The sequence below is a fragment of the Cellulophaga sp. genome (assembly GCF_039943695.1).
Lineage (GTDB): Bacteria > Bacteroidota > Bacteroidia > Flavobacteriales > Flavobacteriaceae > Cellulophaga.
Genome location: NZ_JBDVAA010000069.1, coordinates 1 through 26,280, shown reverse-complemented (window position 1 = coordinate 26,280; position 26,280 = coordinate 1). Strand labels below are relative to the sequence as shown.

Genomic DNA, 26,280 nt, shown 5'->3' with positions numbered 1-26,280 from the left:
TTCATTGTTGTGTTAATTTTTTATTCTCTTTAAGAATGCGCTCTTTTTGGTTTTTACTTAAGGCTTGTTTAAAGTACACCTCTGGTCTATGGTAAACGTGGTGTTTTTTCATTTCAGGATCGTTAATTGCCTGACTCAAATCACAATCAAAACGCACTAAAATAGCATGGTTTTTATCCCATGTAGTGGCATTAGTAAAATGAGATAATCCCCAAGTTATGCCAACACCATTTTTAGTATTTGTAAAAGCATCAGGTACATAAGGTCCTGCTGCAGCCGGCATCATTTCTACCATAGAAGCAATTTTAAAATTAACCCCATCTTTTGCAAATTGCACCGTATTATGCTCATTACCGTCTCTAATAGTTAATGCTGCAATACCATCTTTAAAAGGAAACATGGTAGTTTCATGGCCAGATGTTAGCACAGGGTTTAGTTTACTTTTTGTAAAGGGACCAAAAGGGGAGTCTGCTGTGGCTAAACCTTGCATTCTTATTAAGTTAGGATCACCATCAAAGTCCGATTTGTAATACAGGTATATTTTATCTTTATAAACCAAAGGGTAAGGATCATGAATAGAGAATTGATCCCAAGTATCTTTTGGACCGTTGGGAATTACAATTTTGTTAGTTGCCGTCCAAGGCCCATCAGGAGAATCTGCATACGACATTAATACAGGACAATCATCTCCTCGTAAACCACTTGCTTCACTAAAACCTTGATAATACATATAGTATTTATCTTTCCATTTTAAAATATCTGCAGTGCTCACAGACCTATGACCCAACTCTGGTTTTGGAGGTCTAGGTATAGCAACACCTTGCTCTTCCCAGTTAAACCCATCTAAGCTGGTAGCATACCAAATTTCAGATAAATCCCAATCTGCAGAAGGTATTGTTTCTGTAGCTTGTTTGGCTCCTTTAGGAGGTGTTTCGGTTTTTCTGTGTGTATACCAAACATAGTATTTTCCGTTTTCAAAAATAATTTTAGACGGATCTCTACGGCTAACTGTACCGTCATCATTACTATAATCTAAACCTTCTACTTTAGTATATTTAAACTGAGTATACAGCTCATTATCCTCTGGTCTTGGCGCTAAGTAATTATCGTAATTACGTTGCATAGCAGTGCTTAACGGTTGTTTAGGTTTTTCCTTAGGTAATATAAAAGGAAAATTTTGCGCACATACGGTATTTACTGTTATAAGTATGTAGCCTATAATTAATAGTGTACTATAGTTTTTCATATTTAAAGCTATTCTATTATTAAAGATTCGTTTCTGTAATCCTTATTTGTAAGCTTAAAACTAACATTGGTTGTTTTTAACTCACTAATATGTCTGGCATATAAACCATAGGCAGGTAAAACATTAAAGAAGTTGAATTCCGGATATCTTTTTTCATCTTCTGGTACCTCTATTAATTTATCTTCTTTAGAACCACCGCCAGGTAAGTTAATTGAAATGTTTTGTAGTTGTAAAGATGTTATTTTATGATTTGGAGTACCCGTTATAAAAATTCCAGAAGGCGGTGACACTCTAGATTGTTTTAAATTTCTACTAGTTGCATTTATATTAGAAATAAGAATATCTTTAATAGAACCCACAGTTCTTTCTTTAGCGTTTCTATATGTATTTAGGCGCTCACCTAAACGCATAAAAATTGGCATATCTACATTGGTCATTTTTATACTGTCTATAATTATATTATATATGTTGGCACCATCTACGCTAAGTATTTTTATACCACCACCTTTAGTATCATATATTTTACAATTGCTAATAGCTATATTGTAAAAATCTCCCATAGATTCTGTGCCAAATTTTATTGCTCCCCAATCACTCTTTAAAGTACAATTACTTACTTTAACATTGTGTGTAGGTAACGTGCTTGTTGCTTTAATACAAATGGCATCGTCACCAGAATTTATAGTGCAATTTTTTATTTCAACACTGTTACTAGAGTCTAAATCTATACCATCATTATTTTTATTAGCGTGATTATAAATATTTATATGGTCTACTGTTATGTTTTCTGATTGATAAAAATGGCAAGCCCAAGCAGCAGCTTGCTTTAGGTAAATATCTTTTAATGTAATTTGGGACGATCTTACGAAGCGTAGTAAAAATGGACGATTAGTTCCAAATTTTACATCTGTAATGCCAAGTTCTTTCTTTTTTAAAGCTAAGTTTTTAGCTAAAAAAGAAGCGCCATTACCGTCTATAATTCCGCTGCCTGTAATACCAATATTTGTAGCATCTACTGCACCAATTAAGCAAGTTCCTCTTTCTTGGCCAACGGCATCTGTAAACGTATCTATGCTTTTATAGTCTAAAGGGTTGTTGCTACCAATTAACTTTGCGTTTTTGCTAATGTTAAGAATTACGTTATTTTTTAAAATAATTGTACCACTAATAAAAATGCCGTTAGCAATATGTACAATTCCGCCTCCTTTTTTTGAGCATTTATCTATAGCCTTTTGTAGTGCTTTTGTGTTTACAGTTATACTATCTCCTTTTGCTCCAAATTTTGTAACATCATAAACTTTGGTTTGTGCCGTAACTGAAAAAGTAAGTGCAGTAATACTAACAGTTAGTACTATTTTTATAGTATGTAATAGTAGTTTATACATATTATTTAGTGTCTACTAATTTCCAAGTTCTTACCCAGTTGTAGGTAGTAGTTCTTTCTTCTTTAGAACCGTTCATTCCGCCATCTTCAGGAACCGGATTCCAGTCATACGTTTCTACAACCATTCTTAAATACATATCTATATTAAAATCTGCTGCAGGCTTTACTTTAGAGACAAAATTACCATCTATAAAAAATAAAATTTCATCTTTAGATTTCCACCACACTCCGTATACATGAAAATCATCATATGTTTTGCCGTTAATACTACCTTTAGATTTTACAGAGCCTTTTTCAAAGTTACAACCTTCCGGTATGTTTCTACTATGTGTGTTAGAGTTCATTGCTTCATCAAAATGTTTCATCCATTCTGCTTTGTTTACAATTTGCCCCACAGTTTCTTGTATGTCTAGTTCTGTAACCCTTTTATCACAGCCATTTTGTTCTCTAGATTCATTTATCAACCAAAAAGTAGAAGACATAAAGGTTTTGTTGGCTTTCATTTTACATTCGTAAAAGCCGTATTTCATTGCGTTTCTAGAACCAACATAACCACCGCCATGGGTGTATACTTTACCATTTTTGGTAACGGGCTTATCTAACATAGTGGTTGTAATTTGTAAGCTACCATCTTTAACCTTAATATTATCGGCTAAAAATAATCCTGGAGCACGGCCAATCCATCCTTGACCAGATATTTGCCATTTACTCTCATTTACTTTTTTGCCGTTAAATTCATCAGACATGTTTTTTACCAATTTCCATTTTTTATGGTTAGGTTTGGGATCTTGTCCATCTTTAAAAAACGGAGTTTTTTGAGCAAAAGATTGCCCAACACAAATAAAAATTAGTAGTAATGTAATTTTTTTAGTTACACGTAAAGTAGATTTCATTTAAGTTAGTTTAAGGTTTTATTTTTGGTTTAAGCACTTGTTTTTTGAATATATTATAGATAGTTCTGTAGGGGCACTAAGTCCTAAGTTAATTGTCTTTGATAGTTTGTTTTTTTCGGTTTAAAAAAATAGAATTGCTATTAAAATGTAGAACATCATTTAAAACAACAGCAGGTCTTTTATCATCTAAAACAGTATGTAAATAAAAGTTGTTTATAAACAAACCATTAATATGTCTGGCATAAATGCCAGAAGCAGGTAATGTGCCAACTAGACTAAATTCTGGCCACCAATTGCCTAAGGTTTCTAAAGTATACTCTTTAATATCTGTTCTATTAGCGTCTGTTTTATTTCCACCACCAGAAACTGTCATTTGTATATTGTTTAACTGTATGTCTGTAATGTAATTTTTAGGCATACCAGTTAAAAAAATAGCAGAGTTTTTATCTAAATCTTTATTATCGATAATAAAATTATTGAAAGAGAAAGAATGCATAGCCTTCATAGGAAGCATTTTCATAGGAGTATCTGTACCAGCTCTTTGTTGGCAGAAAGTCATAAAAATAGGCCTAGGAACGTTTTTCATGACAATGTTAGAAAAAATTATGTTTTTCATTTCACTACCCTCATTCATTTGTATTTTTAGTCCAGAATCTTGTATGTCATGAAACGTACAATTGCTTACAGTAACGGACTCAAAATCTCCTCTAGAAGCTAACCCAATGCGCATAGCTGCCCATTTACTAGTAAATACGCAATTGTTAATTACAATGTCTTTACAAGGTTTATCTGGTCTAGATGTTTGCAAACAAATAGAGTCATCACTAGTATTAAAAGAAGAATTAGAAACACGTACGTTGGTACAACCATCAAAATCTAAACCATCTCCGTTGTGGTTAACTCTACTTGTAATTTTAATACCGTCTACAACAATTTCATTACAATATAACCAAGCAGAAGTCCAAGAAGCAGAGTTTATAAGCGTTACATCTTTAATTTTAATATTATTACAATTAAGAAAGCGTAACATCATTGGTCTACCGCCTTTTTCTTTTGTAAAATTGTTAGGAAAACCGTTGCCATTAATTGTTCCATTACCTTCTATAGAAAAAGAGTTTATTCCATCAGCAAAAATTAAACACCTGTCCATATGAGGTTCATTCTTATAAGTGTTTTTGTGGGTATCTGTTGTATAGTCTTTGTAATCTGGACTGCCTAAAAGTACAGCGCCATTTTGCAGATAAAGTGTTACATTATCTTTTAAATATATAGTGCCAATAAGTACTGTTTTACCAGCAGGAATTATAACTTTTCCGCCACCTTGTTTAGAGCATAAATCAATAGCTTTTTGTACGGCTTTTGTATCTAAGGTTGTGCCATTGGCTTTTGCTCCATAATTCATAACATTATACTCGTTAGCATATACAGATAAACTAAAACCAAGATAAAAAAGAAGGAAAAGGTGTTTCATTTTTTATTTTATTTTTCTGAAATAAAAGTATCAAATCAGAGAAGAAATAAGGGGAAGAGACTATTAGAATACTACCATAAATGGTTTTGATTGTTTTAAAATAGTTTAAATAGGTAGTATGGTAAATTGTCTAGTTGTTTATATGTTGTAGTAGTAAAAACATATGTGTCGTTAAAGGGTAATTAACTTGTATAGATTTGAAAAAAACTTAATCTTACTCTTTATGAAAACTAACATTTTACTATTAGTGTCTATTTTAATTGTTTCTACGGGATGTAGTCAGAATAAGAAAAATAGAGATTATTTTTTTGAAAAAATTAAGACAGAAAAGATAAACTCAGATTCGTTAATCACATGGAATAACTTTGGACCAGGAATGTCTGGTTATAACGAGGAGTTTTGGATACACCCAACAGATACCAATACTATGTTTATGGCACCAGATATGCACGTAAGTTATGGTACGTGGAATGCAGGAAAATCTTGGCATACAATTAAAGATTCTGATGGTAATGGGTTAGATATGGAACGTGTACATGATATTGTTTTCTCTAGACAAAACCCAAATTTTGGAGTAGCAATAGAGCGTGCCGGTGGAGTTTATGTTTCTAATGACAGAGGTAAAAGTTGGAAAATAATTTATACTATTCCGCGTACAAATAGTAAGCATGTTAGTAATGCACATACAAAAATTGCTATTAATCCTAATAATGATAATGAATGGCTAATTGGAGCGGGAGATTTTTGGAATGTAAAAGAAAACCATAGAAGTTTAAAAAATCCGCACGGAAAAATTAGCTCTAGGGCAAGTTATGGCTATGTTTTAAAAACTAAAGACGGGGGAAAATCTTGGTCTAAAATAGCAACAAATATTAATAAAGATTTAGATGTAGCCCGTATCATATATAACCCTAAAAACACAAAAAATATTTTTATTGCCACCAATTATGGAGTTTATATAACTAATGACAGTGGTGCTAACTGGCATTTAAGTGACAAAGGACTACCAAACAACTTACCAAGAGACCTAACATCTTATTACAATACAAAAACAGGAGAGTTTATTTTGTATTTAGTAACACAAACAGAATATAAAAAAGACGGAAAATCTGTAACCTCTAAAGGTGGTGTATATAAAAGTTTAGATAATGGTGCGTCATGGATTAATTGTACAGGTAATTTAGAAATCAATTTAAATAAAATACAATTTTCTGCAGAAATAGACAGGTATTATAAAACAATTGGTTTTTGGTTTGGTATCACAAAAAATGAGGCTAAGTCTAAATTTACAGTTTTGCCTAATAAAATTTTACCTGTGTTTAATAGGTTAGTTGTTAATCCTTTAAATAAAAATGAAATTTATGTTTCTTTTAATAAAAAGCATGATAAATCTTTTGGGGCAGGAGACCTTTGGAAAACTGAAAACGGTGGTAAAACTTGGTTTGCTTGTGCAAGACAAGGAACTTACTGGTTGTCAAAAAAAGATACAGCATATTGGCAAAGTAGAAACAACCCTATGGGTGCAAATGTAACATTTGCACACCTGCAAAGATATATGAATAACCATGCAGAAATTTCGGGCAACCGTATGTTGGCAATTAATAATAAAGGAGAAGTTTTTATAGGTATAGACCAACAGACACTAAAATCTGTAGATAACGGCAAAACTTGGCATCAGATTGATGATTATGAGACATCTAAAGGAAGTAATAAATGGATAGGACGTGGAGATAGTAATTTACCAGGAAGATTTATGTTGTTAGAAACAGGAATACCAAACAGAAGATTACTAGCAAGTGGTGAACACGGTTTATGGCAAACCACAACTTTAGGTAATTGGCCAAACAAACAGGCTGTAGCTGTAGAACAAATAGACGGGCAAGTTCATGACCATAATAGAATGCATGGTCAACACTCTACATCTACAATGGCTGTACACCCCAAAAATACAAATATAATTTACTCATTAGCTTGGAGGCAAGAGCATAGAGGTAAATTAAGAAGAACAAATGATGGTGGTAAAACTTGGAAAAATATAGCCACAATTTTTGATGTAGATAACAATTCATGGGAGGGCTTGGCAATGCAATACTCCTTAACTATAGATCCTGTAACTCCAGAGAATATGTATTTCTGTGCAATTAAAAAACCAATTTCAGAGGTTGGAAGTAAAGCACCCAAGCTCACTAAAGGTGGGTATGGTTTTTATCGTTCTTTTGATGGCGGTTATACTTGGGAATTAAGCAATAATGGTTTTCGTAAAAATGCTAGTGTACGTAGAATAAAAATGGATCCTATAAATTCTAATATTTTATATGCTGCTTGTAATGATGATAATGGTGGTTTGTATATATCTAAAAATAGAGGAAGTAGTTGGGAAAAACATAAAATTCCGTCACAAATAAAAGCTGTAAATAATGTTTTTATAGATCGTAATAGCCATAACATATATATAGCTGCCGGAAGACGCTCTGGAAGTTATGAAGAAGGTGGTGTTTGGATGTCTAAGAATAACGGTAAAAGTTGGTTAAAGATATTTAAAGCTCCTTTTGTTTGGCAGGTAGAAACGTCTCCTGTAAATGAAGACATTATAGTAATTAGTGTTGTCGGACAAGCAAATAATTTAATTGATAATTTTAAAAACCCAGGAATTTATTTGTCCGAGGATGGCGCTAATAGTTGGAAAAAAATAAATAAAGGCTTAGGGCAACCTAATAAAATGGTAGATGTTAAGCCAGACCCTTATAATGAAAATGTTCTTTGGAGTGCAGGTTGGGGTTCAGGTTGGTTTATTACATACTTAAATAACAGTAAAGAACCTTGGTTAATAAAATAAAACTATGAAAGCAAACGTATTAAAAAGTCTATCTATATTATGCTTATTTACTTTTGTAAATAACAGTATAGCTCAAAATAAGCCTAACATTATTTTGCTATACGCAGATGATATTAGCGCCAGAGAATTACCTATTTATGGGTCAACAGTATGGAGTTTACCTAAGGGAGGAAATTTAAAAGGAGGAGATACATCAGATAAAAAGTACAGGGCAAAAACTCCTGTTTTAAATAAATTAGCTAAAAAAGGTGTTTACGTAAAAACAGCTTGGGCAGCCACAATTTGTTCTCCCAGTAGAGCTATGATGATGACAGGCAGATATGCTCATAGACACAAATGGTGGCATAATAGTGATAAAGGAAAGGCACCAGACAGAAAAGGAAGTTGGAATTTATATGATAGTTCTCCTTATAGTTTAGAAGTTGTAGCTAAAAAAGGAGGATATGCAACTTATTGGGCAGGCAAAACACAAATGAAAACAGAAGGTTTTAAGTTTGATGAAGGCTGTTTTACACCAGGCGAAGGGTCTTACAATAAGGCAATACACACTACAGATTTTAGGCTAGAAACAAAAAAAGTAAATGGTGCTAAAAAAATATTAAACGCAGATACAGGAAAAGAAGTTTCCTCTTATGTACAATCTGGTTGGTACTGGAAACCACACGTACAATTATTAAATCATCCTAGAGCATCTAAAGCTTTAGAATGGTGGCCTAATAACAAAGCAGCTAAAGATACTTTTGGGTTAAATACTTTTGGTCCAGATGTAGAATTAAATTTCATTTTTGATTTTATGGAACGTAAGCAAAAAGAGGACAAGCCTTTTTTTATTTATCATACAAGTCATTTAGGTCATGATGCAATGGATTTTTTAAACCCAGAAGAAGGTAATAAGTGGCCAGGTACACCAATTGTAAATTGGGATGGTAAAAAATATAGTAAAATAAAACCTTATGTTACAGGAGACAATGGTGTTTATAATACTCATAAAACAATTACAGAAGATGGTATACATAACCATATTAATTACTTAGACTACCAAGTTTGGTTGTATATGAAAAAATTGAAAGAAATGGGAATAGAGAATAATACTATTTTTATTTTCTGTGCAGACAATGGTACAAGTGGCTACGGTAAATCTAGCCCTGTATCGCAAAAAGGAACACACGTGCCACTTATTATATACGCACCAGGATTAAATATGACTAAAAAAGGTTTGCAAAATGTATTGGTAAATATGTCTGATATGTTACCAACAATTGCAGATATAGCAAACGTTAAAATTCCTGATAGTTATGAGGTAAACGGAGAAAGTTTATTGCCTTTTTTAACAACAGAGAAACCAAACCATAGGGAATGGATATATGGTTACCATAAAGAAAAGCAAATTATACGAGGCAATCTAGTATTAAAAGATGGTAATAATACTTGGTGGGATGTTAGTAGTAATCCTAAAGATTTAATCAGTTTTAAAAAAATAAAAGAATGGAGTTTAGTATCTCCTGAACACAGATTAGAAAGAGATAAATTAAATAAAGTATTGCCTGTTTTTAATTTACACGAATCTGAATATAATGCACCTAAAGAAGGTATTACAATAAAAGACTCACTAATTATAAGACAATAAAAGTTATAAAATGATTATAAATTAAAAGCTTTAAAGTATTCTAAGGCTTTTTCTTATCAAATAATTTTAACAGACGAGTCTCTAATATTTAGTCTTCCGTTTAACACAATAGTTTGTGGCACAAATAATCCCTTAGTATTTATTTGCTCTAGTAATAACTTAGCTGCAGTTTGTCCAATATCATTAGTAGGTTGTTCTACAGACGTTAGTGTTGGTGTTGTATGTTTTGCAAGATTTGATTCTGTAAAACCAACAATGGCAATGTCTTTAGGAATAGAATATCCATTTTTTTTAAAAACACTAATTGCGCCAACAGCAGAAGAATCATTAGCAGCAAAAATAGCTCTTGGAACCTCATTATTATCAATTATTTCTTGGGCAACACGCTCACCATCTTCCATTTTAAATCCGCAGGGAATAATTTTACCAACAGCAAGTTTATACTTTTTATGTGCATCTGTAAAGCCTCTTAATCGGTTTTTAGTTAACGTAAGGTTTTTGTCTCCTTCTAAATGTATAATGTTTTTGTATCCTTGTACTATTAAGTGTTCTGTTGCAAACATTGCCCATTTATAATCATCAAATAAAACTTTAGATGCTTTAATTTGATCTACAGTACGATTAAAGAATACAATAGGTATATTTTGTTTTATTAAATCGTTATAATAGGCATTATTTTTATTTTCTGATGTTAATGAAATTATTAAACCATCAACCATATTATTAACCAGTGTTTCTACATTTTTCTTTTCAACTTCCCAAGAATGGTTAGACTGCATTATTAATGCCTGATACCCTTCTTTTAACAATACTTCCTGAGCACCCAACATTACTTCAGGAAAAAAATTATTACTAAACTCAGGAACTATAATGCCTACAGTAAAGGATCGCTGCTGACTTAATTTTTTAGCTATAGGATTGGGCTTGTATCCAAGTTCATTGGCAGTTTTTAATATTCTTTGCTTAGTCTCCTCATTAATATCATACTTATTATTAAAAGCTCTAGAAACCGTAGATATAGATACATTTAGCTTTTTAGCAACATCTTTTATTGTTATATGCTTCATACAGTAATATTAATATAAATAAAAGTTTTCGGCAAATTCGGAAACGTTTCCGAAAAAAATAATGCTCCCGAGAGCGTTTCCGATGGCTATAAATTAACATAGATAATTTTTGTAGTAATATTTGTCATAAATTGACATTCAACTTTAATTTTTTTTATGGGAATTACAGACGTATCTGTCATATTTATATTTGTCTTGTTAATTTTTATCTGCGGAATGAGTTTTTCTAAAACAGGTAAAAATATGAAGTCTTATTTTTCTGCAGGCGGTGCTTTACCTTGGTGGATGAGTGGCTTGTCTTTATTTATGAGTTTCTTTTCTGCGGGTACATTTGTTGTATGGGGAGCCATAGCATATAGTAGTGGTTGGGTAGCAATTTCTATACAGTGGACAATGTGTATATCTGGTTTAATAATAGGTTTTGTAATAGCACCAAAATGGCAAAAAACAAAAGCTATAACTGCAGCACAGTTTATTACAGATAGGTTAGGTTATAAAACACAGCGTACATACACTTACTTGTTTTTACTAATATCTATTTTTACAATGGGAGCTTTTTTATACCCTGTTGCTAAAATTGTAGAAGTTTCTACAGGAACACCCATAGTAGCCAGTATTGTAGGTTTAGGTATTTTAATTTTAATATACACCACCGTGGGTGGTTTATGGGCGGTAATAGTTACAGATGTGTTGCAGTTTGTGGTTTTAACGGCAGTTGTACTAATTGTTGTACCTCTTTCTTTTGATAAAATAGGAGGTATAGAGGCTTTTATATCTAAAGCTCCTGATACTTTTTTTCAGTTTGTTAATACTGAGTACTCTCCTTTGTTTTTAGTAGCGTTTGGATTGTATAATTTGTTTTTTATAGCAGGTAACTGGGCTTATGTTCAGCGCTATACAAGTGTTTCTACTTCTAAAGACGCAAAAAAAGTAGGTTGGTTATTTGGCGTTTTATATGCTGTTTGTCCGTTAATTTGGATGTTGCCGCCTATGGTTTACCGCGTGTTAAACCCTAATTTAAATGGTTTAGAAAATGAAGGTGCTTATTTGCTAATGTGCAAAGAAGTTTTGCCAGTAGGTATGTTAGGGTTAATGTTAGGGGGAATGATTTTTGCAACATCTAGTTCTGTAAACACAACCTTAAATATATCTGCAGGAGTATTAACTAATGATATTTACAAGCATTTTAAACCTAATACACCAGAGCGTAAATTAGTAAAAATTGGTAAGTTGGCTACAGTTTTACTTGGGGTCATTACTATAATTATAGCCTTGATGGTTCCGTATTTTGGAGGTATTGTAGAGGTAGTTATGTCTTTAGCCGCTCTAACAGGAGGAGCTATGTTTTTACCTCCTATTTGGGCTTTGTTCTCAAAAAATCAAACAGGGTTTACTATTTTATCGATAACAATAATTTCACTTTTTATAAATGTGTTTTTCAAGTTTTTTTCGCCCTTATTATTCAATTTAAAATTAGACAGAGCATTAGAAATGCTACTAGGTGTTGCCGTACCAATAATTTTATTAATTGCATGTGAAATATACTTTATGTTAAAACCTGTAAAAAATTTAAAGTACCAAGAATATAAAGCTTTAATAGAATTAAAAACTACTACAGAAACAGATAGTACAAGTACTCAAAATAAAAAAGGAGCTCGTGTAATAGGTATAGGAATTGCTTTAACAGGCTTAATTATTTTAACCTTATCGTTTTTAGCAGCAACAGGAGCTTTTTTTGTTGGCTCAATTGGACTTTTGGTTGGTATTCTTGGAAGTTTAATTATTTATAAAAATCTTAAATAGTAGTATTTGTTATGTTGGTAGAAAATTATAGTCCGCAAAAAAGAGACAATAAAACTATTAAGCTAAATACAGATTTTGTTATAGTTGGTGGAGGTATAGCTGGTGTTTGCGCTGCAATTACAGCAGCAAGGCAAGGAACTAAAACAATATTAGTACAAGACAGACCTGTTTTGGGAGGTAATGCCTCATCAGAAATTAGACTTTGGATTTTAGGTGCAACTTCTCATATGGGTAATAACAACAGATGGGCAAGAGAAGGTGGAGTTATAGATGAAATTCTTGTTGAGAATTTATACAGAAATAAAGAAGGTAATGCTGTTATTTTTGATACCATTTTACTAGAAAAAGTACTAGTTGAAGATAATATTACGCTTTTACTAAATACCAGCATTTATGACATTAAAAAGTTAAACGAAAAAAAAATAGATAGTGTAATAGGGTTTTGTAGTCAAAACTCAATAACATATATAATTAGTGCGCCTTTATTTTGTGATGCATCTGGTGACGGTATTGTTGCTTTTAAAGCAGGTGCGCCATTTAGAATGGGAGCAGAAACCAAAGAAGAATTTGGAGAATTATTTGCGCCAGATACTTCTTATGGGGAGTTATTAGGACACTCAATGTACTTTTATAGTAAGCAAGAAAATTTCCCTGTAACTTATAAACCACCAGCTTTTGCATTAAAAGACATTACAGAAATTCCAAGGTATAAAGCAATAGGTAAAGATGATAAAGGTTGTCGTTTTTGGTGGTTTGAGTATGGAGGAAGAAAAGATACAATTTATGACACAGAGGAAATAAAATATGAACTTTGGAAAGTAATATATGGTGTTTGGGATTTTATTAAAAATTCGGGTGAGTTTGATGGTGTAGAAAACCATACATTAGAATGGGTAGGGACTGTACCTGGCAAACGAGAAAGTCGTCGTTTTAAAGGTATGTATATGCTAAAACAGCAAGATGTAATACAACAAAAAACGTTTTATGATGCTATTGCTTTTGGTGGTTGGGCAATAGATTTACACCCTGCAGATGGTATATACAGTAAATTATCTGGTTGTACACAATGGCACTCTAAGGGTATTTATCAAATTCCGTATCGTTCTTTTATTGGTAATGAAATTGAAAATCTTTTTTTTGCAGGCAGAATAATTAGTGCTAGTCACGTTGCTTTTGGTTCTACACGTGTAATGGCAACAACAGGTTTTTGTGCACAAGCTGTAGGTATGGCAGCGCATATGTGTTTTACTAACAATATACTTCCTAAACATATTTTAGAAGATAATTATTTAAAAGTGCTACAGAATAAATTAAATATTGCCGGACAAAGTATACCTAATATTCCACTAGAAAAGAACAGTAATTTAGTAAACTCTGCAAAAGTAACATCTTCATCTGTATTAGAATTAAACACTATTTTGTTTGATGGTGAATGGTTAAGTTTAAAAACTGCAGCAGCACAATTATTGCCTTTACAAGCAAATACAGCTTATGAGTTTGTTGTAGAAGTAAATACAGAAGAAGATACAGTTTTAGAAGTACAACTTCGTTCATCAGAAAATATAAAAAATTATACCCCAGATTTAATTTTAGAAACGCATAAATTTCAGCTTAAAAAAGGGGAACAAAAAGTAACAATTTCTTTCAAATCTACTTTTAAAGTAAATCAATATGCATTTGTAACTTTTTTAAAGAATGATAAAATAAGTCTAAAGAACAGTAACAAAAGATTTACGGGCGTACTATCTGTTTTTAATGGTACAAATAAAGCAGTTTCAAATACGGGTAAGCAAACACCACCATTAGATTTAGGTGTAGATACGTTTGAGTTTTGGATACCTCAGCGTAGACCAAAGGGTAAAAATATAGCAATGACAATTTCCCCAGCTATTAAGGCTTTTAATGTAGAAAATAGCAGTAATGGTTATGTTAGGCCTTGGGGAGGTACAAATGCTTGGGTTGCTAGTTTAAAAGACAACAAACCTACAATAAACATTAATTGGGGTAAAGAGGTAGAGGTTAAGGAAATTAAGCTCTTTTTTGATACAGATTATGATCATCCAATGGAGTCTACATTAATGGGGCACCCAGAAGATGTAATTCCTTTTTGTGTGCGTAATTATAAAATTAAAGATCAAAATGGTAAAGTGTTGGCAGATAAAAAAAATAACTATCAAACCATAAATTCCATACACTTTAAAAGTCCTATAAAAATAACAGAATTAGTAATAGAAGTAATGCATCCTTCTAAAGATGTGCCAGCTTCAATATTTGAAATTTTATGTATGTAATTATAAAAAATAAGCTATTTATTATTGTGTTGTTGTTTATGGCTCTTGGGTTTTCTCAAGAAAAAATGAAGAATAACAAATCAGAACAAATAATGACTTTAAATGGCAACTGGAAGTTTAATGCTATTTATGGAGAAGGTTCTAATTACAATAACATAAAAGCCGGCAGTACAGATGTTATTGTAGACAATCTAAATGCCAATCAAATAAAAGTACAAGGAAAATGGACAACTACTAATGTAGAAGAAAGAGGTTCTGGCTTTTATAAGGATAACTACTTAAAACATTTTTATAAGGATAATACAGATAAGTCTAGTGTAACTTACACTCCAAATTTATCCGCATCTGGTTATTATGAAGCATTTGTGCGTTTTCCGTTTGCTAGCAATGTAAATACTAAAGTTAATATACAACACGCTAATGGTATAGATACACAGTATTTTAATCAGCGTAATCGTTGTGACGAGTGGTTAAGCTTAGGTATTTTTACTTTTGAAAAAGATAAAGAAAATAGTGTAGAAATTACCTCAGATGTATATGGTGTATCAGTCACAGCAGACGCTGTTCTTTTTAGGCCAGTATCTAAAGAAAAAATAATTAAAGCAGAGAAAGAAAAGAAAACTGTTTATTTAAACAATTTTGATGATACAGATTGGTGCAATTTAAAAGTGCCAGGACATTACGGAATGATTAACGATTTTTCTAACTACACAGGAAAAGCTTGGTACAGAAAAACATTTACAACTCCTGATAAATGGACACTAGATGAAAACGAAAAAATTAGACTAAAGTTTGATGGTGTTTACCATATAGCAAAAGTGTACCTCAACGGTAAATTTATAGGAGAACACCAAGGAGGTTTTACTCCGTTTGAAATAGATGTTACTAAAAATATAGAGCTAAACAAACCTAACGTTTTAGCTGTAGAAACAAATAATAATACATTAGTTGGTGCTACCTGGAACTGGGGTGGTATTATTAGAGATGTTACTTTGGTAAAAAATAATGATGTACGTATTACACATAATTATATACATGCAGATCCAGATTTAGAAAAAGGAACAGCAAGTTTAGAGTTAAAAATTAGAATAGAAAATAGCGGTGCTGTAGATAAAGTTTTAGATTTTAAAACCAACATATATAGAGATAAACAACTGCAAGAAATAATTAAAAAAGTAACCGTTAAAGCAAACTCTACTAAGGAACTAGTTTTAAAGAGTTCTTTAAAGGCTAAAGATGTTAAGCTTTGGCATTTTGATAGGCCTTACTTGTACAAAATGCAACATACTCTTTTAGATAAAGGTATAAAAGTACATACTGTAAACGATAGGTTTGGTATTAGAAAAATAGAGTTAACAAATAAAAGCTTAATTCTAAACGGTGAAGCTGTACGTTTAGCTGGTTATAACAGAGTTAGTGATCATAGATATTGGGGATCGTCAGAACCACAAGAAATTATTAACACGGATGTAGATTTAATGAAAAATGCTGGTGCAAATTTTATGCGAATTATGCACGGAACGCAAAATAGAAAATTGATAGAACGTTGTGACGAAAAAGGGATTTTATTGTTTGAAGAAGTTAACGTACGAGATTTAGATAATTCAGAATTTACAGCACCAAATTATCCATTAATAAAATCTTGGGTTAAGGAAATGGTAGAGAGAGATAGCAACAGCCCAAGTATAATAGGATGGAGTGTAGGTAATGAGCTAACAGGTCACAATACTTATGCTACTATGATGATGAATTATGTGAGAGGGTTAGATGCTCACAGGTCGGTTACATGTGTTAGTAATACAGGGGCAAGAAAAGAGGCTAACCCTAATACAGATCCTAATACTAATACAGATCTAATTATGCACAATCATTACTCTTTTCAAGGTACAGCACAGAGTGTTATATCTACATTAAGAAGCAAATGGCCCAATAAGGCTATATTTTTATCTGAATATGGAGTAGATAGATTAAAATCTACTTCTTTAGATGAAGATTTACCAAAAGCATCAGATTTAAATGATAATTTAAGAGGTAAAAATGAGTTTGTAATTGGTGCTTCATTATGGACATATAACGATTATAGAAGTGGTTATATTGGTACTAGTGAAGAAGAAAACAGAACTTGGGGAATTGTAAATGCTTGGCGACAAAAGCGAAGATTCTATACAAGAATGCAAAAAGAAAACAGTCCGGTTAAAGATATTACAGTATCTTTTAATAAGACTAAGGCCGCTATAGTTATTCCAATAAAGGAAAGAAATAACTACCCTAGTTTTACAATGGTAAATTATGATTTGGTATGGAATTTAAAAGATGCTAACGGAAAAATTATAAGTAGCGAGACTAAAAAATTACCTGTGTTGCAACCAGAAGATGCTGTTTGGGAAGGGCAAATAAAACTACCTAAAAGTATAAACAAAGCTGTGGTTATGCACATTGCTTTGGTAAGTAGTAATGGTTATACCCGCTTTGAAAAAACGATAGCCTTGCAAAAACCAGAAAAACCAACTGTAACATCTATAGTAGCAGGTAAAAATAAAACAAGAGTATATTTTAATACAGTGGTTGCTGCAGAAGAATATTTTATTAGTTATAAAAATAGTAAAGGAGAAACTGTAAAAACAGAACCTACAATTGCTAATTTTATTGAGGTTAAAGATTTACAATTACCTGTTATAAAAGCCAATCTAATAGCTGTAAATAGTTTAGGAGAAAGTTTGCCACAGAGCGTAGAGTTAAAAAACAGCACTAAAAGTTTACCACCTGTGGTTTGGCAAACTTTTATTAGAGATAATCATATAATAGTTGGGTATTCTGGTGAGTTAAATGATGAATCTTACACCGTACGTTACGGTGTTAGTAAAGATAAATTGCTTCATAAAATTACAACATACACTAGAGGTATGATGACTATCCCAATTAAAAAGTTAGACACTTATTTTCTTCAAATTAAAAGAAAAGATAAAAACGGAGATAGTAATTGGTCACCAGTAATAACTGTGAAAAATAATTTATAATGAAAAGCACAGTAATAGCATTTTTTTTAGCCTTGCTAATTTTATCTTGTAAAGAAAAAATAGAGAAAAAAGAAGTTGTAAAAAAAATAGAAAATTTTAAAATTGAATTTGGCAAAGTATCAAAAAAATCAATTTTTAAAGAAGAAGGCAAAAGTGTTTGGGGAGGTAGTTTAATAAAAGGGGAAGACAATTTGTATCATATGTTTTACTCTAGATGGCAAAAAAATATAGGGTGGGAATGGGTAAACTATTCAGAAATAGCCCACGCAACGTCACCATCTCCGTTTGGACCATTTACATTTAAAAATGTAGCCTTAGCAGATAGAGGAGTAGAGTTTTGGGATGGTGGTACCACGCATAACCCTACAATTATAAAAGTAGATACTAATTACTACTTATATTATATGGGTAATACAGGTGATAAAAAAATTGTTAGCAAACCAGGCAAACCTAAACTTAATTGGAAACATAGAAATAACCAAAGAATAGGTGTTGCAGTTGCTAAAAATTTAAACGGACCTTGGAAAAGATTAGATAAACCTGTTATAGATATTACGCCCAACATAAATGCATATGATGCCTTAATGACTTCTAACCCGTCTGTTTGTAAAATGCCAAACGGTAAAATTTTAATGGTATACAAAGCGGTAGGTAAAAAAAATAAATTGCCATCTGGCGGTCCGGTAGTACACTTGGTAGCTATAGGAGATACGCCAACAGGACCTTTTATAAAATATCCAGATCCTATTTTTGTTTTTAAAGGAGAGCGTTTTCCGGCAGAAGATCCTTATATCTGGTACCAAGATGGCAAATACAGAGCTATTGTAAAAAGGTTTAAAACAGTAGATAAAAAAAGAGTTTTTTCTTTAGTGCATTATGATTCTGAAGACGGAATAAAATGGGAGCAGGGCAAGTATTTTAATATATCTGATAGAACAGTTGTTTGGGAAGATGATACAGAAACAAAGTTTGATCATCTAGAGCGTCCTCAAGTATATTTAGAAAACGGAGAACCTTTAGCGCTGTTGTGTGCTGCAGATACTATAGATGTGAATAATGTGAGACACTCATTCAATATTCAAATTCCTTTAAAAATCTCAAAAGAGAAATAACTCTTTGTAAAAGAATACATATTTAAAATAATGTAAAGCAATTAAAAGATGAATGGTACTTTATTAAAACAAATAGTAAAAACTAGTTTGTTTGTTTTTATGTTAGCTGCTTGCCAGTCACAAAAAAGCGAAATAAAAGAAGAAGCTGTAGCAGAAATAAATGCAGAAGAAAATAGTTTAGGGTTTCCGTGGGATATTCCAAAAACAAAACCTAATAGGCCTTTAAGTAAAGCAATGGAACGTCTTTATGATAATTACTTAACTCCTAGACCACAAGATAATGAGTTGTTCTCTAGTTTTAAATACACCAAACTAAAAGGCTTAGATTATAATGAAGGAGATGGAACCATTTCAAGACGTGATCCTTCAAAAATTATAAAAGAAAACGGAAAGTATTATGTGTGGTATACAAAAAGAGAAACTAAAGTACCACCTGTAGGTTTTAAAAATGCAGATAAAGCAACAGATGAAATTCCGTCTACAGATTGGGACTTATGTGATATTTGGTTTGCAACATCTGAAGATGGTTTTACTTGGCAAGAGCAAGGTATTGCTATAAAAAGGCCAAAAAAGCCAGCAGTAGGTTGGCGCTCTGTTGCCACTACCGATATTTTAAAATGGGAAGGTAAATATTATTTATACTATCAATCATTTATGGAGGCTAGTGGTACAAAAGGTGATCATTGTCCTGTAGCGGTATCATACTCAGACTCACCTAATGGTCCTTGGACACCAGCAAACAAGATTATTATTCCTAACGGAGAACCAGGAACTTGGGATCAATTTTCAATTCATGATCCTTATCCACTTGTGTACAATAATAAAATTTATGTGTATTATAAATCAGCTTACGGAGACAGACCAGATTATTTAGTTGGTAACGGTTTAGCAATTGCAGATCATCCGCTAGGACCTTTTACAAAGCACTCTCTAAATCCTTTATTTAATTCAGGTCATGAAACAGCATTGTTTCCTTTTAAAGAAGGAATTGCAGCTTTGGTTATTCGTGATGGTAATGAAAACAATACCATTCAATATGCAGCAGATGGTGTTAATTTTGATATTGCTTCGGTAACAAGTTTAATGCCAACTGCCGCAGGATCTTACGTAGCAGATGCCTTTAATAGCAACGGTAATGGTAGAGGTATTACTTGGGGGTTGTCGCATTTTACAAATATGGGTACAGCAAATAAATCATACAGTATTTTAGGTAGGTTTGATTGTGATTTAAGTTTAGATATTAACGATCCAAGTATGAAAAACACGCAACTGTGGCTAGATCCCGAAGTCTATTTCTCTCAAGGTTTAAATAGTAAACAACTGCAAAGAATAAAAGAACAAAATGCTAAGTAAAACACTAAGCAAAATACCTTAATTGTTTATAAGCAGGTAATTAATAAAAAAAGCTTGAGAACCTTCTCAAGCTTTTTTATTAGTGTTTAGCACTTGGGTACATATCATTTGTATACCTATAAACTTCTGTTTTTTTAGAACCTCTAGCTTGGGTTATTTCTATTTTCCATTGGGCTTTAAGGTTTTTTAAAACGGAACTGTATTCAGGGTTATCAATTAAGTTATGTAATTCTGCTCTATCTGTTTTTAAGTTGTACAATTCTTCATACACAGGTTGTTCTCCTTGTAAAGGGGCCTCTATATAATTTCTATATACAGCAATACCCGGATCATGCATTTTATACAACATTTCGTTTATAGGAATATTAAACTCTTTAGCATATGCTATTTCTTTAGTTGCAGAAAAATTATTGTTTTTATAATACCTAATGTATTTCCATTCTTTAGTTTGTACAGCTTCACACCTAGGGTTTCCAAAATGAGTAGACCATAAATTTTCTGTGAAAACATATTTTCTAACTTCTGCTTTAGAACCATTAATAAGACTAGTTATATTTTTTCCTTGATAAGTGTTTGGAATAGAAATACCAGCCATTGCAAGCATACTAGGAGCAATGTCTATAGATTGCACCAAAGCATCACTCTTAATCCCTTTTAGCTTTTTTTTTGCTTTTGGGTTGTATACTATTATAGGTACGTGTGTGGTTTGCTCATAACATAATGCTTTTCCTCCAAGCCCTTGTTGCCCACTAAAAAGACCATGATCAGATGTAAAAATGATAATAGTATTCTTGTCTAACTTAAGACTTTTTAATTTTTGTATTAAATTACCAACTAGCCTGTCTATACCAGTCATTGCCTCCAATTCTCTTATATAACGTTCTTTAACACCTGTAGGAGTATCTACATAATCATATCCTGTTTGCCTATCTTCTGTATGCAATAGACTAGCAGGTAATTTAGGTGTGGTAATGTCTTTTTTTGCAACATAATTATCGGGTAACGGAATGTTTAAATCTCTATATAAGGTTTTATATATATCGTCATCATTATCTTTTAATTTCATAGAGCGTGTACCTGCTCCGTGTGGTAAATTAAAATTTATAGAAAGTATAAAAGGTTTATCTGCAGGTATGTTTTCTAAAAAATGTAACGCTCCTTTTAATTTACGAGCATTTGGATCTAAAAAATCGTCTACACCTTCATTAATAATTTCTGGTTGCGTAAAAGCTATAGCATCATTAAAAATAGCATGATTGTCCTTAGGGTAAAAACCTAAATGCCCGTGACCAGCATACCAATAGTCAAAACTTTTTTCCATTAATCCACTTTGGTAACCACCTTTACCTATTGGAGCGTGGTTTTTGCCAACCCAACCTGTGTAATATCCGTTTTTACGCATAACAACAGGGTAAGAATTTTGCCAAGCAACATCTGAAACACTTGTGCCAGAGTTAAAATTTACACCATGTTTACGCTCATACTGGCTTAATAAAATAGAAATTCTACTTGGTGTACAAATAGCACTTGTAACGTGTGCATTGGTAAATAATATACCATTATCTGCTAGCTTATCTATGTTTGGAGTTTTTACAATTGTATTTCCAGTACAACCAAGCAAATCATAAGATTGGTCATCTGTAAGTATAAATACAATATTTGGTTTTTCTTGGGCTTTGCTAATTACAGTAAATAGCATTAATAAAAATAGTACTTTTTTCATCTTATAACTTTTTAATATAAACGTAGTAAGCCACGTTCTTTTCTCCTTTATCAGAAATAAAATTAGCATACATCTTAGTTTTTCCTGCTTTTAAATTGATATTGAAGTTTGCTGACAAATCATTCTCTTTTACATCAATTTCAGAAACTATTTGTTTTTCAAACTGTATAGAAGCCTTACTGTAATTTAAGTTTTTACCTTCTGGAATATCTTTTTGCAAGCCAACAATTTCTTTAGTAGTAATTGGTGGAGTAGTGGTGTTAATAGCCAAGTTAGACTCTTTTGGGTACCTCCTTAATGAAACCTCATAATTACCATCTTCTAAAATATCTACACTCCAATAACCAGCACCAACTTTACCTTGTCTAATTTGTATTTGGTTCCAAGGCTGCATAGTTTCTTTACCATGTATATCATGTGCAGTTAGTGTAATAGGGTTTTCTTTATTAGAACCTATTTTAAAGTAAATTTCTTTATCAAAGTCTTTAGATACTTGTGTCCACCAACTATTGTAAAAGGCTCTCATTTCTTTAACTTTTTCTTGGTTAATAGCTGCAATATCTTTTTTCTGACCAATATCTGTGCTAATATCATAAAGTTCTTTACCATTAATTAAACGCCATTTATTTTGCATTACAGCAGAGCTTTTCCATTTTTCTGGATTTTGAACACGTTGTGAGTCTGTTATTAAAAGCCTATTGTTTAAAGTATCTTTTCCTTTTAGCACAGCAACCAAACTTTGTCCGTCTATATCTAAATGATTTTTTGGCAAGTCTATGTTACACAATTCTGCTAGTGTTGGTAAAATATCTATTTGCGCAGTAAGTGTATTTATATCTTTTGCAGTACTTATTTTACCGTCTTTCCAATAAATAAAAAACGGAACTCTGTGTCCGCCATCATAATGGCTGCCTTTTGCACCACGCATACCTGCATTATACCCAGTAACTTTACCTTTTTTATTGTAGTAACCAGCAGATGTGCCATTATCTGTCATAAAAATTAAGATGGTATTATCAGCAATCTTTAATTCTTTAAGTTTATTTCTAAGCTTACCAAAATTGTCATCAATATTAGTAATCATTCCATAAAAACGCTTTTGTGTGTCGGCTAATATGGTATCGTTTAAACCTTTGTAAATGTCGTAATAGGCTTTAGGTACATTGTAAGGACCGTGTGGCGCATTTGGTGCTATGTAGCAAAAAAAGGGTTTGTCTTTACTTTTTTCTATAAAATTAATGGCCTCTTTAAAAAACACATCTGTACAATAACCATTGTATTTTTCTGGTTTTCCGTTATGTAAGTATGTGTCGTTAAAATAAGTATTGTTCCAATAATCTGGAGTTTGTTGTACGCCACCACCACCGTGCATTACTGTTTCATTAAAACCTTTATCTTCTGGTCTATGTGGGTAGTTGTCACCCAAATGCCATTTGCCAAAACCACCTGTAATGTAGCCAGCTTCTTCAAACATATTACCCAAAGTTTTTTCTTGCTCCCTAAGTAAGGACCAACCGCCTACTGTGTGCCACACACCTGTACTATTAGCATATCTGCCAGTCATTAAAGAAGCGCGAGTAGGTGCGCAAGTAGGACTAACATGAAAATTGGTTAGGTGATAACTTTCAGAATATAAACTGTCTATATTAGGTGTTTTTATAATAGAATTTCCGTGAGCACCAATATCACCATAGCCTTGATCATCTGTAATTACTAAAATTACATTTGGTTTGGTATTGGTAGCAATTTCTTTTTGTTTGGGTTGGCAACCAATAGTCAGTGAAAATAAAATTCCAGTTAGTAAGAGTTTTGTATAACGCTGCATAAATTAGTTTTTAAATTTTTCTACATTAACAATTACAGAGCTAACATAGCCACCAGAATCAGGAAAAGTTAGCTCTATTATGTTTTTCCCATTCTTTATGTTTTTTATATCTGTAGGTATTGGTATTACACCAAAAAACTGTTCTCTACCAGCTTGGTCATACCCAGCCCAATTGTTTGGCACGGTAATTTTAGCGCCATTTACTTTAACAATAGGTTTTTTAGATAAATTATGAGCTCTTCCAAGTCCCATTTTTATAGTTGCTATACCTTTGTTATTTGCCGTAACATTATCTACAGTAAATACTAATGGCGTATTAGCTTTTATTTCCTGTAGGCATAATTTAGAATAGTAATTGTTTTCTCTAATAACATTAGAAAATGTGTAGTCTGCTAAGTCATAATCTAAAATAATAGTTTCACCAGGTTTTAAAGTTAGTTCTTTTACAGCTTTTTCATTAGTAAAAAAAACGAGTTTTGGAATACCATTTTTGTTGTTATAAGACCTTTTTATAGTTAAGTTGCTTACTAATTTATTACTAGTGTTTAAATAATCTAAGTTAATAGTTTGTGCATTATTAGCTAAATTATTTAATGCTACATAGCCTTTATTTTTATTTGCAAACGCGTGTACTTGTATGTCTGGATTGTTAGAAGTTGCGTAAATACGTTTGCCTTGCACACCTTTCCAAAGCTGCCAAAATTTTCTTAGATGTGTGTATTTGTACGCCCCATTTTTTCCTTTACGTAGTATTACCCAAGGATAAGGATGACCATCTGGGTTTCTACTATCTTTATAAAACCACGTTGCTTTACCTGTAATAAATGGTACTGCTTTAAGTAACCTGTCTGGTTTGTCTAACAAAGACATTAATATGTTGTTGTATGATGTTAAACAAATACCATTTAATGCAGCAGAATAAGGTTGCCCTTGTAAACCTTTTGCAGTGTAACCATATTCAGATATTAGATGAGGTTTTACAACACCCCATTTCTGGTAACCGTAAGACTCAATAAGGTCTAATATTGCTTCAGAATTACTCCCTGACCTATAATTAAAGTCGCCTTCTACATTTCTGCCATCATAAATATGAGTAGCAAAAAACTGCATACTTTCCCCAGCAGTATCCATAAAAACCTTCATTTTAGTGTTCCAAATAGCAAAGTTATTTTTGTCATATTCTGGCCAAGCAGCACTATAACCACCAACCATAATATTAGGAATTTCTGCGTGTACTTTATCTGCTACTATTTTATGAAATTTAGACATTTCTAAAATTACTTTAGGAGTCTTGTCATAACTATCTACAAAATCTTTTGCGTGTACAAAAGGCTCGTTCATAACCTCATAATATTTAGGCATTATAGGATATGCTTTTTTAATGTATGCAACGTTAAAAGTAGCAGCTTTTTCAAAATTCATTCCTAGTTTGTAAGCATCTCTAGGGTGATTTGTAATAATTAAATCTGTTGTTTTTTGTGTAGCAAATAAAGGAGCTTGTTTAAACCTCTGTGCATTTGCAATAGCTAATTTTGTAGCATTATTTACAGATAAATCTCCTTTTTTATATTTAGAAAAAGGCCCTGGCCCAGCAAATGTTCTTCCAAATTTAATACCTAAGTCGTTAAATAAATAATTGGGATCTTCAGCCAAAGCACCATCATTATATGACGCGTGCATTGCAAAGTATTTTTCTCTGTTTAGTTCACTTTTATCTCCAATAAATTTTTGAGTAGTAAAATCTATTTGTACACTATTATTCTGAGAAAAACATAATGAACAAAGTGTAACGCTTATAAGCGTCAAAATGTTATTTTTCATATGTTTAAAATTTTGCAAATTTGTAATATTCGTTTGTGCTAGTAATGGCAAAATAACCACCATTAGAAAGATTTTTTATATTAATAGATTTACTGTTTTTTGACTCTGAAACGGTTTTCCCTTTTAACGTAATTATTTTTATATAATCATAATTAGTAGCTGATGGTAGAATTAAAATATTAGATGTGTTATTTACAGATACCTGTATGCTTTTATCGTTTATCTCTGCAATAGATAAACGGTTGGTAGCTTTTGTAATTTGTACTCCAGAAATTTCTTTAGTTACATATGATTTTGAGTCAAAGTCTTCTTTGTCTCCAAAAGAGATTGAATACTTATAATTTTTACCCTCTAAGGCCTGTTCATAATTTATTTGTAACTGCTTTTCTCCTTGCCCTGACATAACTTTTATACGGTCTGATGATGCTAACCATTTACCACCCTCCCAAATGGCAGCTTGTATAAATATTGGTTCTTTTGTAATGTAACTTACAGGCACATTGTATTTTGAATTACTAGCAATATTAGTAGCCAAAAGTGGAGAAAACGTTACATTGTTAGAAAATGAAACAGCTTGTTTAACCATTTCTATGTTGCTAATAACCTGCCCTGTACGTGTAGTTTTCCAATTGCCATTTACATCTCTTAAACTTAAAACAAGTTTATAGCCTTTGCCTTTAGTTGGTTTTTTATTAGTGGTAATAGTTAACTTTTTTATACCCTGACCTTTTTTTACTTTTACCTTGCTACCAGCATAAAATTTAGATGGTCCACCGCTAAGTTCAACACTTAAATCGCTATCAGTTAAAGC

Annotated in this window: 16 protein-coding genes; 7 read left to right on the top strand and 9 right to left on the bottom strand. The window is 32.1% G+C overall.

Annotation, left to right across the window (positions count from 1 at the left end; all coding sequences use genetic code 11):
* Position 1: 1 nt before the first annotated feature.
* The 4 genes from ABJD66_RS05235 to ABJD66_RS05220 form a co-directional block, all read right to left on the bottom strand.
* Positions 2 to 1,246, bottom strand: coding sequence for a glycoside hydrolase (locus ABJD66_RS05235; protein ID WP_348128988.1), 1,245 nt, complete (start codon positions 1,244 to 1,246; stop codon positions 2 to 4).
* Positions 1,247 to 1,254: 8 nt separating this feature from the next.
* Positions 1,255 to 2,631 (bottom strand): glycosyl hydrolase family 28 protein, encoded by a 1,377-nt coding sequence (locus ABJD66_RS05230; RefSeq protein ID WP_348128985.1) that lies wholly within the window; start codon positions 2,629 to 2,631, stop codon positions 1,255 to 1,257.
* Position 2,632: 1 nt separating this feature from the next.
* Complete coding sequence (locus ABJD66_RS05225; protein ID WP_348128983.1) at positions 2,633 to 3,523, bottom strand: family 16 glycosylhydrolase; 891 nt, start codon at positions 3,521 to 3,523, stop codon at positions 2,633 to 2,635.
* Between the two features lie 88 nt (positions 3,524 to 3,611).
* Complete coding sequence (locus ABJD66_RS05220; RefSeq protein WP_348128980.1) at positions 3,612 to 4,994, bottom strand: glycosyl hydrolase family 28 protein; 1,383 nt, start codon at positions 4,992 to 4,994, stop codon at positions 3,612 to 3,614.
* Positions 4,995 to 5,217: 223 nt separating this feature from the next.
* On the opposite strand from ABJD66_RS05220, the gene ABJD66_RS05215 reads away from it, so the two are divergent.
* Entirely contained in the window at positions 5,218 to 7,830 is a 2,613-nt protein-coding gene (locus ABJD66_RS05215; protein WP_348128977.1) for a hypothetical protein, read from the top strand.
* A 4-nt stretch (positions 7,831 to 7,834) separates the two neighbouring features.
* Positions 7,835 to 9,457 (top strand): sulfatase-like hydrolase/transferase, encoded by a 1,623-nt coding sequence (locus ABJD66_RS05210; protein WP_348128974.1) that lies wholly within the window; start codon positions 7,835 to 7,837, stop codon positions 9,455 to 9,457.
* Between the two features lie 56 nt (positions 9,458 to 9,513).
* Here ABJD66_RS05210 and ABJD66_RS05205 read toward each other — a convergent pair whose 3' ends face one another.
* Positions 9,514 to 10,524 (bottom strand): LacI family DNA-binding transcriptional regulator, encoded by a 1,011-nt coding sequence (locus ABJD66_RS05205; RefSeq protein WP_348128971.1) that lies wholly within the window; start codon positions 10,522 to 10,524, stop codon positions 9,514 to 9,516.
* A 156-nt stretch (positions 10,525 to 10,680) separates the two neighbouring features.
* Here ABJD66_RS05205 and ABJD66_RS05200 point away from each other — a divergent pair, with 156 nt between their 5' ends.
* From ABJD66_RS05200 to ABJD66_RS05180, 5 genes are all read left to right on the top strand, one after another.
* Positions 10,681 to 12,327, top strand: coding sequence for a sodium:solute symporter family protein (locus ABJD66_RS05200; RefSeq protein WP_348128968.1), 1,647 nt, complete (start codon positions 10,681 to 10,683; stop codon positions 12,325 to 12,327).
* An 11-nt stretch (positions 12,328 to 12,338) separates the two neighbouring features.
* Positions 12,339 to 14,618, top strand: a complete 2,280-nt coding sequence (locus ABJD66_RS05195) for an FAD-dependent oxidoreductase (RefSeq protein WP_348128965.1) — start codon at positions 12,339 to 12,341, stop codon at positions 14,616 to 14,618.
* 65 nt (positions 14,619 to 14,683) lie between these two features.
* Positions 14,684 to 17,635 (top strand): glycoside hydrolase family 2 TIM barrel-domain containing protein, encoded by a 2,952-nt coding sequence (locus ABJD66_RS05190; protein WP_348128962.1) that lies wholly within the window; start codon positions 14,684 to 14,686, stop codon positions 17,633 to 17,635.
* On the top strand, positions 17,635 to 18,747 hold the full coding sequence (locus ABJD66_RS05185; RefSeq protein WP_348128959.1) for a glycoside hydrolase family protein: 1,113 nt from the start codon (positions 17,635 to 17,637) through the stop codon (positions 18,745 to 18,747). The genes ABJD66_RS05190 and ABJD66_RS05185 overlap by 1 nt, the downstream gene beginning before the upstream one ends.
* A gap of 48 nt (positions 18,748 to 18,795) precedes the next feature.
* Positions 18,796 to 20,100 (top strand): glycoside hydrolase, encoded by a 1,305-nt coding sequence (locus ABJD66_RS05180; protein ID WP_348128956.1) that lies wholly within the window; start codon positions 18,796 to 18,798, stop codon positions 20,098 to 20,100.
* A 79-nt stretch (positions 20,101 to 20,179) separates the two neighbouring features.
* On the opposite strand, the gene ABJD66_RS05175 is transcribed toward ABJD66_RS05180, so the two are convergent.
* The 4 genes from ABJD66_RS05175 to ABJD66_RS05160 form a co-directional block, all read right to left on the bottom strand.
* On the bottom strand, positions 20,180 to 21,823 hold the full coding sequence (locus ABJD66_RS05175; protein WP_348128953.1) for a sulfatase-like hydrolase/transferase: 1,644 nt from the start codon (positions 21,821 to 21,823) through the stop codon (positions 20,180 to 20,182).
* A 1-nt stretch (position 21,824) separates the two neighbouring features.
* Positions 21,825 to 23,648: an arylsulfatase gene (locus tag ABJD66_RS05170; protein WP_348128950.1), complete on the bottom strand. Its 1,824-nt coding sequence runs from the start codon at positions 23,646 to 23,648 to the stop codon at positions 21,825 to 21,827.
* A 3-nt stretch (positions 23,649 to 23,651) separates the two neighbouring features.
* On the bottom strand, positions 23,652 to 25,469 hold the full coding sequence (locus ABJD66_RS05165) for a beta-agarase (RefSeq protein ID WP_348128947.1): 1,818 nt from the start codon (positions 25,467 to 25,469) through the stop codon (positions 23,652 to 23,654).
* A gap of 4 nt (positions 25,470 to 25,473) precedes the next feature.
* Positions 25,474 to 26,280: hypothetical protein (locus ABJD66_RS05160; RefSeq protein ID WP_348128944.1), on the bottom strand; the 807-nt coding region annotated here is incomplete at its 5' end.